Source organism: Wolbachia endosymbiont (group B) of Horisme vitalbata (assembly GCF_964028625.1).
GTDB lineage: Bacteria > Pseudomonadota > Alphaproteobacteria > Rickettsiales > Anaplasmataceae > Wolbachia.
Map to the genome: position 1 here is coordinate 479,053 of NZ_OZ034797.1, position 14,189 is coordinate 493,241.

General features: G+C 33.3%; 7 protein-coding genes and 1 tRNA gene. 5 read left to right on the plus strand and 3 right to left on the minus strand.

The window, feature by feature from the left end; genetic code table 11:
* Positions 1-103: 103 nt before the first annotated feature.
* Positions 104-841, minus strand: coding sequence for an ABC transporter ATP-binding protein (locus tag ABWU56_RS02430; RefSeq protein WP_007302769.1), 738 nt, complete (start codon positions 839-841; stop codon positions 104-106).
* A gap of 151 nt (positions 842-992) precedes the next feature.
* Between ABWU56_RS02430 and ABWU56_RS02435 the strand changes: the two genes are divergently transcribed.
* Positions 993-1,066: transfer RNA gene (locus tag ABWU56_RS02435), tRNA-Arg, on the plus strand.
* 66 nt (positions 1,067-1,132) lie between these two features.
* Here the strand turns inward: ABWU56_RS02435 and ABWU56_RS02440 are convergent.
* Complete coding sequence (locus ABWU56_RS02440; RefSeq protein WP_353281765.1) at positions 1,133-2,974, minus strand: ankyrin repeat domain-containing protein; 1,842 nt, start codon at positions 2,972-2,974, stop codon at positions 1,133-1,135.
* 119 nt (positions 2,975-3,093) lie between these two features.
* On the opposite strand from ABWU56_RS02440, the gene glpX reads away from it, so the two are divergent.
* From glpX to ABWU56_RS02460, 4 genes are all read left to right on the plus strand, one after another.
* A complete protein-coding gene (gene glpX / locus ABWU56_RS02445) occupies positions 3,094-4,017 on the plus strand; it encodes a class II fructose-bisphosphatase (RefSeq protein WP_007302771.1) in 924 nt (307 codons plus the stop codon).
* A 143-nt stretch (positions 4,018-4,160) separates the two neighbouring features.
* Positions 4,161-5,207 (plus strand): hypothetical protein, encoded by a 1,047-nt coding sequence (locus ABWU56_RS02450; protein ID WP_353281767.1) that lies wholly within the window; start codon positions 4,161-4,163, stop codon positions 5,205-5,207.
* A 217-nt stretch (positions 5,208-5,424) separates the two neighbouring features.
* A complete protein-coding gene (locus ABWU56_RS02455) occupies positions 5,425-6,372 on the plus strand; it encodes an IS110 family transposase (RefSeq protein WP_253307293.1) in 948 nt (315 codons plus the stop codon).
* 205 nt (positions 6,373-6,577) lie between these two features.
* A complete protein-coding gene (locus ABWU56_RS02460) occupies positions 6,578-12,751 on the plus strand; it encodes an ankyrin repeat domain-containing protein (protein WP_353281769.1) in 6,174 nt (2,057 codons plus the stop codon).
* A 701-nt stretch (positions 12,752-13,452) separates the two neighbouring features.
* On the opposite strand, the gene ABWU56_RS02465 is transcribed toward ABWU56_RS02460, so the two are convergent.
* Entirely contained in the window at positions 13,453-14,004 is a 552-nt protein-coding gene (locus ABWU56_RS02465) for a hypothetical protein (protein ID WP_264730465.1), read from the minus strand.
* Positions 14,005-14,189 lie beyond the last annotated feature (185 nt).

Below are 14,189 nucleotides of genomic sequence, written 5' to 3' on the forward strand. Positions count from 1 at the left end.
AAACTTGACTGAAGCCAAGTGATACATAAATTATATCACTTTTATTGAATTATAAATCAAGAGTTTTTAATTATCTTATAATAGTTTTAGCCTAACATTAAGTTTAGTTTAGCTGTAGAGTAAAAGGAAGCTCACTAAAAAATTTTGCTAACGTATCATCTTTAGGTCTGTGGTATATGTAGCTAGGAACTCCTGATTGAATAATTTTACCATTTTTCATCACGTAAATAAAATCTGCAACTTTCAACGCTTCTTGCGGATCATGAGTTACCATGAGTACAGGAATATTTTTGCTTCTAAAAAGTGACAATATATGGTGCCTTATTCGATATTTGAGCAGTATATCTAAATTAGAAAATGGTTCATCGAGCAAAACAACATCAGGATTTTGCGCCATTACTCTTGCTATTGCAACTAATTGTTGCTGTCCTCCTGATAAAGCATGAGGGTACATGTTTTCATATTTTTCTATATTAAATAGCTTTAAGATTTCCAATGCAGTAAGGTATTTTTCTTTCTTAGAAGTACTGCAAATAGCAAAAGTTATATTTTCTATTACTGTTTTATGAGGAAATAATGCAGAATGCTGAAAAATCAATCCGATATTTCTACGCTCTATAGCAATTGACACTTTGTTACTTGCAACTAATTTATCATTTATAACAATGGTTCCAGATTTTGGATTTTCTATTCCTGCGATTAATTTTAGAATTGTTGACTTGCCACAGCCAGAATGACCTAGTAAACAGGCAACACTTCCTTTCTTCACTTGAATGTTGATGTTGCTTAAAGCAAAGCCATCTTGATTACTATAAAAGTAACTAATATTGTTAACTAGCATTAATCTTTCAATTGGAATCGTATTATTAAATATAACAGTATTACATTCAAGAAATACAGAAATATTTTTTATTATTGTGAATTAATTGTACAGGGTGCCTAGAAAAATGCGAGACTTTTTGCTATAATTTTGCATAAATAGCAGAAGACATGGGACTATAGCTCAGTAGGATAGAGCGTTGGATTCCTAATCCGAAGGCCGTGCGTTCGAATCGCACTAGTCCCACTTAATTTTGATAAAGTGGTTTAACAATCAAGAAATTATAATTGGTTTGAAAAGTGATTCTAGGAGCTAGATTGCATGGTTTCTCAAACTTGAATTTACAGGTTCAACCTTATTTTCTCTCATTTCGCTGTAACTTGGAAGTGTAAAATTTTTTACATGTAATCCAGTTACCATTACAACTAAAATAGCTAGGACACTGCAAACTAATGCACCAGCTAAAGATGGAACCGTCACAGCAGCAGCAACAAACAATCCTGCAATAACAACTCCAACAACATCACTCCTTAATGAGGCGTAAAAACTCTCCTTACTTTTTTTGTATTTAGTTTCTTTTTCATGTGGTGGAGAAAATTGAGCCTCTACAAAGCCGTTAGCTTTCTTATCATTATTTGGTGTGACAGTTGGGCCAGTCCTTGTTGATACAGGTGCTTCATTTTTGTTATTATTACCATTAGTACTAACTGGAGGCGCTGTTGCCGTAGGTTTATTACTAATATTTTTGTTAGGTTCTGTTCTATTTTCTTCTACGCTTGGCGTAGTAACAACCTGGTCAGTCCCTGTTACTACAGGTGTTTCATCCTTGTTTACTGCTGATGCGCGTGTTTCTTGATCGTTCTGTATTAGCACTGTCGCTGCTACAGAATTATTTTCTGCAATAGCAGTGCAGAATGCATCATCCTTTAACTGTTGATATAATCTGTACAATTCACTTTCAGGATCTAGTTTTGATTGCTCTGCATTAACACTTTGCAGTAACGTGCTCAGAATCTCAGCATTGTCATCATCAGTGTAAGAGACAACAAAGCATAATATAGATTTTTCTCCTTCAATTTTGCTAACGTAATACCTTCCTTCTTGACCGATTGCATTGATGATGGTCATTCCATTTTGTAAGAGAAATTTTATAACGTTCAAATTTTGATCTTTAATTGCATATTCTAGTACAGCATTTTTTTCACATTTGCTCTGAAGATTAATTCCCTTCCTTTTTAACCTTTTTTGCAAATCTTCAAAACTAGTAACTGTGCTATCCTGTTTTGTAACCCTATCTATATCAAGACACAGATTCCTAATGTCATCATTATTTAGCGTGAGACCAGTGCTTGTATTACTGACATTGGACTCCGCTCCATCAGGTGTGTTTTGCTTCTTGTTTATTGCTGATCTAAGCAGTGCAATTATTACACAGCTTGAGAGATATTTATTGTGATCAGAATTGCTGAAATCGACTTTAAATTCAGAATCTATTTTAAGTTCTTTTCTAAGTGATAATTTTTTCTCTTCAATTATTCCTAAAAGATTTCTTATGCCATCTTCTGGTACGCCTTTCATATACTTTAAAAGTAACCTAACTTTTGTTAGTTCACCACCTATAGAGGCATGACTCAGAGCCTGAACTTTTTCTTCTCCAGTAAATCTTTTGTTATCCAAGAGTACCTTCATAATGTCAGTGTCCTCATTGCAAGTAGCTGTGTTAAGAACCTCTAGTATTTTCGTATGATCTATGTAATCTAAAAATATCTCAAACTCTTGAACTTTACCTTCATTAACGGCGGTCAACAAAGCATTCGATTTTCTTTCTTGATCAAATTTATCGCTATCCAAAAATATCTTTATAACGTTAGGTTTTTCACCTGACACAGCGTAATCTAATACAGTTTTAGAAGTAGTATCTCCAATATCAATTTTAATATTTGACTTTGCGAGCAATTCAACAATTTTTAGAAATGTATCATAATCATTTAAAATACTGCTTGTCCCTGAGCGGAGAATATCCATAAACAAATCACAAATCTTTGCATCTGTTGGCCCACTTTGTTTTAGCTTCTCACCAAATTTCTGAGCAGCTATATTAGGATTATCAGTTACAAATTTCTTTACATCTTCATAAGTTAAATTACCGATCATATTCAAATCTTACTATTATTGCTATACGCTTATTATATCAACTTTTTCATTATTCCGTCAAGTAATCTTGCAGTATCAAATGGCATGATATATATTGATTTATGATTCTCGAGCAAATGATAGAAGATTTAGCCTATAAGTTAGTGAAAGTAACCGAAGCTGCAGCACTTGCTGCATATAAATTGGCAGGCCTTGGTAATGAAAAAAAGGCCGATCAGGTTGCAGTTGATGCAATGCGTACGGTGCTAAACTCAATGGAAATAAATGGTACAATTGTGATTGGGGAAGGGGAGAGGGACGAAGCACCGATGCTATATATCGGAGAAAAAGTTGGCACAGGAAGTGGCCCTGAGATTGACATTGCTGTTGATCCACTTGAAGGCACTACGATTTGCGCTCATTATAAACAAGGGGCAATGTCTGTTCTTGCTGCAACAAAAAAAGGTAATTTTTTACATGCACCTGATGTTTATATGGAAAAGATAGCAGTGGGAAAAAATCTCCCAGAGGGTGTAGTCTCACTAAAAAATAGGATTGAGAAGAATCTGGACAATTTAGCCAAGGCAAAAGGATGTAAAGCAAGTGATCTTATAGTAACTGTACTTAAACGTGAAAGACATGATGAATTAATAGCAAAAATTAGGAAGCTAGGAGCAAAAGTGAAATTAATAGATGATGGTGATGTTGCAGCCATAGTTTCGCTAATAAATGGCAATCACGATATGTATATCGGCACAGGAGGAGCTCCAGAAGGAGTGCTTGCAGCAGCAGCGCTAAGCTCAATCGGTGGGCAGATAGAAGGAAGATTAATATTTGACACGGATCAATTAAAAGAAAGAGCAAAAAATTTGAATATCACTGACCCAGAAAAAATCTACACCGTGAAAGACATGGCAAGAAGTGAATCAGTGTTCATTGCAACTGGAGTAACAAATGGAGAGTTTGTGGATGGAGTAAAGTTTGGCCAAGATATTTGTCTGACTAATTCATTAATAATATTGCCTGGTAAAGTAATAAAAATACAAACAAAATCAATATCTTAAACATTTGTTATATGCTGATTATAAAATTTTTATAGAAGGAAGATACTTATAATTGTCTTAAAAAAATGAATTTACATATTAATTTTAGCTTTACAACATTTGGCATTAAGTTATAGTTAAATAGTAATACTAAGAGGTGCTTAATGTTTAGTTCACTAACTAATTTTTTTACTAATACGTCTAAAAAGAAAAGTTCTCAATCTGAAGAAAATAATCATTCTTTCTCTAACAGCACAGAAAGTTTATTAGTCCAATCTACTAAAAAAAATCCTCAACTTGATGATCAAAGTAGAACTGACGTGTCTCCTCAAACAAATCTTCAATTTAGTGAGGATGATGTAAAAAACGTGCTCCAAGACTTCGAAAAATTGGATTTTAAGAACAGTAATGAGTGTTTTAACGAAATAGCAGAAGATTATGAAAGGAGGAAAAAAAGTGACCTTTTTAACTACGTAATATTGAATAAGCGAAAATACATAACAGATATATTAGATCAGAGGCTTGCCCACAAAGATCAAGAAAATTTTAGGAAGAAATTTAGTGAATATCTTCTTAAAATAAATGAGAAAATGAATTATGGGAAAGAATTTCAAAATAAACTTCAATTTTTTGAAGATAGGGTAGAAGAAGTATTATCAGATTTTAGAAAATTGAATTTTGGCCTTAAGGATAATTTGTGTAAAGATGATAAGGATAACGTAAATTATAATAAAGGCTGGCCTGCAGATCCATTTGACAAAATAGCGAATTATTATCGATGGAATAAGAACATTTTCCTTTTTAATTATGTAGTATTAAGTAAGCAAAAAGAAATAATAAGTATATTGAATGAAAAGTCTATTCCTGAAGACAAGCGAAAGAATTTTAAAAAGAGGTTGGGTAGATATCTTCTTCGAGTCGAAGAAGGGATGAGTAACGGACAGGAATTTCTCAAAACTGATAGTGCAGTTGCCTTTTTTGATGGATGTTATGTGCCATGCGCATATGCAAAACGTTCTCTTAATCATTATGATCATCTTAGTATTAATATTTCTAAGCCTGGGTGTAGCTTAGAAATCAGCCGTCTTTTCACTGACAAAATTGAAGGGATGGAAAGAAATAAAAATGAGGTAAAGATAGTAGAAATATACAGTAACGATAAAAGAATAGCAACGGTTGAGAAGAATGATAATGGAAAAAGAAATTTGTAAGTTAAAAACGTGATATAAAAGAGATAAGAGAGAAAGATAACCCTGCTCACTAGGAATAGGGCTATCACGGGCATGTGCAACCGAGAAGAAATTGGTATTACAACCGTCGGTATCAAGGTACACTAGCCCTATCTCTCGATACGTTTGAATAGTTGTTTGGGACATATATATGCACCCGCTTACAATCTTAAATTCACTAAAACTATCGAGGTTTATTATGGTTACATCTTATCAAAATTTTATTGGCATTGATATCGGAAAATTTAAAAATGTCGTCGCAATTCACAAACAGAAGAATGCTGTCGAATTTGATAATAATGCTTCTGGTTGGCAACAATTGTTTCAAGAGTTTTCAGATATTCTACCTAATTCTTTAGTGACTTTAGAAAATACAGGGAAATATGAACTTGGCTTATCACATTTTCTTACCGACAAAAATATTGCTGTGCATCGAGCTAATACTCGTAAAGTAAAAAGCTTTATTTTATCTCACGGAACTTTAGCAAAGTCTGATAGATCAGATGCAAGAGCTCTTGCTCAATATGGATTTGAACGCCATAGAACTCTCTCTTTATTTGTACCTACCTCTACAGAACAATCAACCTTGACTGCACTTTGTCAACGTCGTGATGACATTACGCAAATGAGAGCTCAAGAAAAATGCAGACTAGAGGCACCGGAAAATGATCATATAAAAGAAAGCTGTCAAAAGACCATTGAGTTTTTCAATAGTCAAATAAACGAACTCAATAATACCATACAAAAGATTATTGATGAAAGCTGCGAATTACAACAACGCCAAAAAATCCTTAAAACAGTTCCTGGAATAGGTAAAAAGTTATCACAAGATTTTTTGTGTTTAATGCCAGAGCTTGGTTACTTAAACAGAAAAGAAGTAGCAAGTCTTGCCGGAGTTGCACCGCATCCAAAAGAAAGTGGTAAAGCTGTTGGTTACCGAAGGATTACAGGTGGTAGAAGTAACGTTCGTTCAAAGCTCTTTACAGCTGCTATGGCTGCCGCAAAGTCCAAATCTGTACTTGGTGCATTTTATTCTAAGCTTGTTGAAAGTGGTAAGAAGAAGATGGTGGCTATAACAGCACTAATGCGCAAAATTATAGTAATTGCTAATACAAGACTTAAAGAAGAATTTAATTTGCATATTTAAAAATTTACACAGCAGTAACTGAAATGAATATTGTGAATAAGTACGTTCACACAGACTTAAAGTACTTATTCACATATTCATTGGCTTAAGTAAAAATTGCTGTGGTAGCTGTTTGATATAGGATCCTATTTCTATGACAAGCGGGTTTTTATTACCCATATAATTTGCAAAATTACACAAATAAAAAAATTTTTAAAAAACATAGTTGATTGTAGGGGTATTGCCTGCTGAGTCAACAATAGGAGTAGTAGGAGTAGCAGGACCTTCATCAGAAGCAATAGGAGGTGATTATGTAGATGAATACATTAGTGAGCTTGAATACGAATCAGATTCCGATGATAACAAAATAATAGAAGGAGCAGCTCTTTTTGTTAAGACTTTTATTACAAGATTCGAGAAAGAATTATCTCAATATTCTAAAGAGGCAGAACCAGATTCAAATATACGGAAAGGAGGCAAAACTTCAGCCACCATCAATTCTATTGTGAATTATACTATTCCACCAACTCCACTTAAATTAGGTTTGATTAAAATTAATGAGTTTTTGGCTCGTTGTACTACAGAAAGACAGCATAAGGCAACATCAAAAAAGATTTCTGCAATAATTGAGCCTCACTGCAAAAGTGAAACAAGAAAAATTTTAGTAGATGCTGGCTTGGAAATTTTCCAAAGTTTTGAGGAACAATTGACTAAGGTTATGTTTGATAATCAACGTCTTTGTAGTAGGGAAGTTAAGAAATTAGCAATAGATGCTGTATATAGAATAATAAATTACTTTTCAGTTGTTAAGAAGAAAGAAGAACTTTCCGTTGCTTATATAACTGAAGGTGTTGCTTTAGGTAAATCAAAAAAGGTATATACAGTACTAGATAAGGAAAGAAATGTAGCTTTAATAACTTCACAACTATATGAGAATGTAGGAATAAGGAAAGAAGAGGATCAAACTGTTAACTATTATCAATATAATTCAGAGGAATATAGCTGTGTTGAAATGTATGGTTATCGGCTTCCCTTTGCATGGGAATTAGAAAGGTGGGAGGAGGTAGAACAAAAATATGTACTCAGTGAACCACCTAAAAAAGAATATGTATATCTTTTTGATAAGGAAAAGAAGGAAAAATTAGCCATTGATATACTAAAAGAGATTAATGAAGAAGATTATGTGCAAAGGAAAGACATAGAAAATGTAAAAGAACATCTTAGAAGACAAGATGAAAATACCTGTCAATTTTCCTTTAATTTTGACAAGATACCAAAAGTCTTCATAAAAAGAAAAGAGGTGTTGGAAGAACTAACCACAAGGTTACACAGTAAAAGTCAAGAAGTAGAAATGTCACGAATGGTCTTAATTAGTGGCAAGTCTGGAGTGGGGAAAAGCGAACTTGCTAGAGGTTATGGGTTTAGTGAAAGGCGTAAGGGTACTTGGGCAAAGATTATGTGGATGGATGCTTCATCACATAGCAAGCTTTCAAGTTCATTTTGTGATTTAGCTAAAGAGTTAAAAATTTCTATAAAAGGTGGAAAAAAGAGAAGAATTGAATCTATTGTCGAGGATACATATAAGTATCTTCAAGATACAAAAAGTTTTTTTGTTTTTGATAACTCCAATCATTATAAAGAGATTGAAAAATTTTTACCATCCAGTTTCCCTTTTCCTACTAACAAAGAAAAGCCTTTCATTTTAATTACTTCTCGTAACACGGGTTGGAAAGAAGAGATAGGAGAAATAAAGTTGAGTGGTTTTACTTTAGGACAAGGTGAAGAATTTGTTCGAAGATACTTAAATAAAGATGGAAAAGATGACCCAGAGAATGGCTCTATAGTAAAGTTAGTAGAAGAATTGGATTGTTTTCCATTGGGTTTGACAGAAGCAACAACATATATCAAACAAAAAGGGCTTAGTATTAGCAAATATCTAGAACAATGTAAAGTAACACAACAATCAAAGCCTGATCTTTTGGAGGTACAAGGTATAAATAAAAAATTATTCAAAGTTTTAAAGATCAACATTGATGAAATAAAAAAAGAGGAAAATATTGGGTGGCAAGCATATACTATTTTAACATCCATGGCTTATCTAGACCCTAATCAAGTTGATACAAAAGAAATTTTTTTCCAGGGGAAATCAACAGAAGATCAGCTAAAGATTTCAAATGCACTTAATCTACTTAATAAGTTCTCAGTGATTGAATTAAAAGAAGGGATTGCAAAAATTCATGAAGAAAAACAAAGAATGATAAGATCAGAGCAAAAGAAAGAGGAAAAAGAAGAAGAAACTTTAAGAAAAATTATGGTATCGCTGGTGGATAATGGCATTACAAACGTAAGCCACATTGTATCTGTTTGGAATTATGCAAGTAAATATAGCAGTTTAGTTAATAAATTTATTGAATCTGATTATGATGGGAGTAATATCTTACATTTGCTAGCCGAGGATGGTAATGAAGAAGTTATTAGAGATATATTAAATAGTATAGATTCAAAGAAATTAAGTGAAATTGTTAACATTGCTGATAAACGGAAAGATACCCCTTTAGACCTTGCTATCATGTATGGTCACTTAGAGATAGTTAAATATCTTATAAAAAAGGGGGCCAAATTGAGGACAAATGATAATTCTACCCCTTTACATATAGCTGCTTTATATGGTCAAGTAGAAATATTTAAGTATTTTACTGATAACGAATATTTCAAGCTTAATTGGATATATGATAATAATACTACTATTTTATACAATGCCATTGAAGCTAATAAGTTAAGTATCATTGAATACCTTGTAGAGAAAGGGGTTAATGTGAATCTAAAGGACAAAGATTATGTGAGTCCTTTGCACTTTGCTGTTGAAAATGGTCACTTAGATATTGTTGACTACTTTGTAGGAAAAGGGGCTGATGTGAATTCACAAGACGAAGATGGTATGAGTCCTTTACACTATGCTGTTGACAGTGATCACTCAAATATCGTTGAATACCTTGCAGAAAAAAGGGCTAAGATAAATCTACAAAATAGAAGTGGCATGGGTCCTTTGCACTTTGCTGCTAAAGATGGTAGGTTAAACATTGTTGAATGCCTTATAAGGAAAGGGGCTGATGTTAATCTAAAAGATGAAAATGACATGAGTCCTTTGCACTTTGCTACTGTGTATGGTTACTTAGATGTTGTTGAATATCTCATAATACAAGGGGCTATAATAGAGCCAAGGAACAAAGATGGCATGAGTCCTTTACACTCTGCTGCATTATATGGTGACTCAGGTATTGTTAAATGCCTTGTAGAGAAAGGGGCTGATGTGAATCTACAAGATAAAAATGGCATAAGTCCTTTGCACTTTGCTGCTAAAGATGGTAGGTTAAACATTGTTGAATGCCTTGTAGGGAAAGGGGCTGATGTGAATCTACAGGACAAAAATTATATGAGTCCTTTGCACTTTGCTGTCATATATGGTCACTTAGATATTGTTCAATATCTCATAATACAAGGGGTTATAATAGAGCCAAGGAACAAAGATGGCATGAGTCCTTTACACTCTGCTGCATTATATGGTGACTCAGGTATTGTTAAATGCCTTGTAGAGAAAGGGGCTGATGTGAATCTACAAGATAAAAATGGCATAAGTCCTTTGCACTTTGCCGTCATATATAGTCACTTAGATATTATTGACTACTTTGTAGGGAAAGGGGCTAAGGTAAATCTACAAGATAAAAATGGCATAAGTCCTTTGCACTTTGCTGCTAAAAATGGTAGGTTAAACATTGTTGACTACCTTGTAGAGAAAGGGGCTGATGTTAATCTACAAGATAAAAATGGCATAAGTCCTTTGCACTTTGCTGTCATACATGGTCACTTAGATAGTGTTGAATATCTCATAACACAACGGGCTATAATAGAGCTAAGGAACAAAGATGGCATAAGTCCTTTACACTTTGCTGCATTATATGGTTACTCAGGTATTGTTAAATATCTTGTAGAGAAAGGGGCTGATGTGAATCTACAAGATAAAAATGGCATGAATTCTTTGCACTTTGCTGTCATACATGGTCACTTAGATAGTGTTGAATATCTCATAACACAACGGGCTATAATAGAGCTAAGGAACAAAGATGGCATAAGTCCTTTACACTTTGCTGCATTATATGGTTACTCAGGTATTGTTAAATATCTTGTAGAGAAAGGGGCTGATGTTAATCTACAGGACAAAAATTATATGAGTTCTTTGCACTTTGCTGTCATATATGGTCACTTAGGGATCGTTAAATATCTTGTAGAAAAAGGAGCCGGTGTGGATCTACAAGATAAAAATGGCATAAGTCCTTTGCACTTTGCTATCACACATGGTCACTTAGAGATCGTTAAATATCTTGTAGAGAAAGGGGCTGATGTTAATCTACAGGACAAAAATTATATGAGTCCTTTGCACTTTGCTATCACACATGGTCAATCAAGTATCGTTAATTACCTTACATGGAAAGGGGCTGTTATGAATCCACGAGATAATAATATTTCTTTAGGCTATGCTGATGAGTTTGGTTACTATAACATCGATGAGCACCTTCTTTCTTTAAAACAAGGAGCTAATGTGAATCCAAAATACAAGGATCTTTTGTGCCATTATGCTATTGGTTATCCAAGTGTTATTAGCCACTTTGAAGTACCAGCGTATTCAGCTTCACACTCAGAAGTACAATCACATAAAAGAAGCCAAAAGGAATCTATGTACTTAAGCGAATGTAAAAAAAGAAAATTAGAAGATACAAGTGTAACATCTATACAGTTGCCTCAAGATACTGTAGATCATCTACTACCATTTGACTCGAAAGAATCACTAATTGAGCTGAAGAATAAACTGGAACATTATGTTCTTAAGTGCAGTAGTAATCATAGGATGCCTATATCTCCGCTTAACACCATTGCTGTAGAACCTGCAAACAATAAGAGCCTGAGAGAAGTTACTTCCACTGATCAAGTGCTTATTATTGACAATAAATATTGGAAGGTTGATAAGTTAAGTGGAGAGGGTGGTACTCCTTTACACTATGCTGTTATCAGTGGTAATATAGATCTTGTTAAATATCTTGTAGAAAAAGGGGCTGATGTAAATCTACAGGATGAAACTGCAGGGCCCTTGCATTTTGCTGCTCAAGAGGGTCGTTTAGACATTGTTCAATATTTTATCGAAAAAGGAGCTAGTGTAAATCTGCATGATAGAAATGGTATGTGCCCTTTGCACTATGCTATTAAAAATGGTTTTTTAGATATTGCTAAATGTCTTATTACACGCGGGGCTGATATAAATCTAAAGGACGAAAATGATATGAGCCCTTTGTGCTATGGTACTGAAAGTGATAAATTAGATATTGTTCAATATATAGTGGAACAGTCTACTGGAAATCTATGTAAGAAAAATGTTATGAGTTTTTTGTACTATGGTACTGAAGATGATAGATTAGATATTGCTGAATATCTTATAGAGAAAGAGATTAGCATAATTTTAAATAAATCTGATAAAGTTAGTATGGATTTTTTCCGCTTTGATGGCTTTTATGATCGCTTAAATAATATTAAGTCCCTTATAATGCGAAGCACTATGGTGGATCCACTGAACAAAGAAGGTATGAGTGCTTTGTACCTTGCTACCATATATGGTCGCTTAGATCTTATTGAACAACTTGTAAGAGGGGGGGCTGATGTAAATGAACAGGGTAGAGAAGGTATGTGTCCTTTGCACATTGCTACCGCATGTAATCACTTAAATATTATTGACTATCTTATTACAAAAGGGGCTGATATAAATAAGAAGAATAGAGAAGGCTTAATTCCTTTACATATTGCTGTTATTCATGGTCATTTAGGTAGTGTTAAGTACCTTGTAGAGAAAGGGGCTGATATACATCTAGAGGATAAATGTGATGTAAGCCCTTTACTTTATGCTCTTTCTATTACAATTGGCTGCCCAAATATTAGTTTCCGCCTTATTAATCATTGTTCTTCTTTAGCGCAAGGAATTGATGTGAACTCCTTACACAATACTCTTTTGAACAATCATGCCCTAGTCATTTGTTACCCTAGAGCACAATCCTTAGCTTTAGACTTAAGATTACAATCACATAAAGGACACCAGAAAAGATCTACATATTTCAGCGAGTCTAAAAAAAGAAAATTAGAAAATATTAGTATAACATTTAGTATAACATTTGAAGAAAATGCATTAAATACACAATTGCTTCAAGGTAGTCAGAATCTACCATTGAACATATCAATGCAATTTAAGGATCTTGCTGATAGAACGAAGAGCATGATTAATATAAATAGTGAGATGCCCGCGTATTCATTTGATAGCGTTGCTTTAGAACCTGTGAATAACAAAAACTTAAGAAGATAATTTTACAGTAAGCTATCTCATTTTATGAGAGGAATATTCACAAAATTTGAGAAATAAGATGATAAATTGATATAAAGAAAAGTTCCAACAGATCTAGTGGTAGACTAACCCATTCCAAGAAAAACACTTCTCACGCTTGCTGGTTTTAGTTGCTGGAAATGACTATATTATTTAAATTTTTAATGACATATGAGATTAAGTGAGTGTTAATTTATTTAGAAATACAAAGAGTACATTGCAGTAAAAAAACAGAAGTGTTTCTGCAAGCACTGGCTTTAGTTTTAAAAACACAAACTATAATAAAATGCTAAAACATGCAAAAAACTCTTGCCTTGTTAGATCTTTATTATTCATAATAAAGTTACATTTTACGTAATAAATATGTGGGAGTATTGTGTTAAAGACATTGCGTTCTGTAAATTATTTTAAACAAGCAGTTAATCGATCTGAGTTAAATAAGAGAGCAAAAAAAAGATACACTACCATCTAGTAATCAACAAATACCGATTGATTTAGATTTGCCAGAAGGTTTTACAATAGGGGAAGCTATTGTTGAAGGAGATTGTTTCTTTCACGCAGTTGCACAGGTACTTAAACATCTTAAACCTGATATGAACTTTACTGTAAAGTCTTTAAGAAATGTTTGTAAGGTATTTGCACAGAGTCAACTTGATCTTGATTCGTCATGGCTTACAAAAGCGTTAAAAAATGACGGTAGAAGCATTTCTTATAATATTATTTACAGTTTCAATATCATTACTAAAAGAGCGGTATGCATTTTGTACTGAAGATACATCACCAGTAGTATCTAAGTAGTTATAAGGATTTACCTGATGTGAGTAAATGTCAAAGAAAACACACTTGTCATCAATCATACCTCTGTATATATATGTATCATAAGCAATACCTGCTGCACCTTCACTTGCATGAAGATATATAAAGTGATATCCATTTATCAATATTTTATCTGGTAACACTTTTCCTGTACTGTTAACATGACGTTCGTAATTCATACATGTTGGGTAACTACTATAACATGTTTCTTCTGAAACATCACCCTTGCTAATTAGCACATCTCCTCTTATGTAATAGTGGTAGATATCAGACTTATCAATTTCGAATGAGACAACTTTTCTTGAGTCTTTTATGAGAGAATCACTTTTGTAATGAGTTATCAGGGCACTATTATTATCACCTATAATCATATTATTAGGTAGTGGTAGCTGCAAACCACTGTTTTGATCGTAAAACATATCTGGTTTTTCCTTTGCAAGAAGTGGCAAATGAAAAAAAAGAGTGAAGGTTAAAATTTTACATGAAAAATCAATATACACCTTTAACATTAGCTAGAATGAAACAAGAAAAGTTTTTTTCTCATCATATAGGTTACTTTAATTATTGTCTATTCTATTTACTGATATACGTTGGACTTATAGTT

What these genes read in the sequence shown, in the direction of transcription:
- ABWU56_RS02430 (WP_007302769.1), bottom strand. Translation starts at nt 841, where the DNA reads ATGCTAGTTAACAATATTAGTTACTTTTATAGTAATCAAGATGGCTTT.
- ABWU56_RS02440 (WP_353281765.1), bottom strand. Translation starts at nt 2,974, where the DNA reads ATGATCGGTAATTTAACTTATGAAGATGTAAAGAAATTTGTAACTGAT.
- ABWU56_RS02455 (WP_253307293.1), top strand. Translation starts at nt 5,425, where the DNA reads ATGGTTACATCTTATCAAAATTTTATTGGCATTGATATCGGAAAATTT.
- ABWU56_RS02450 (WP_353281767.1), top strand. Translation starts at nt 4,161, where the DNA reads ATGTTTAGTTCACTAACTAATTTTTTTACTAATACGTCTAAAAAGAAA.
- ABWU56_RS02465 (WP_264730465.1), bottom strand. Translation starts at nt 14,004, where the DNA reads ATGTTTTACGATCAAAACAGTGGTTTGCAGCTACCACTACCTAATAAT.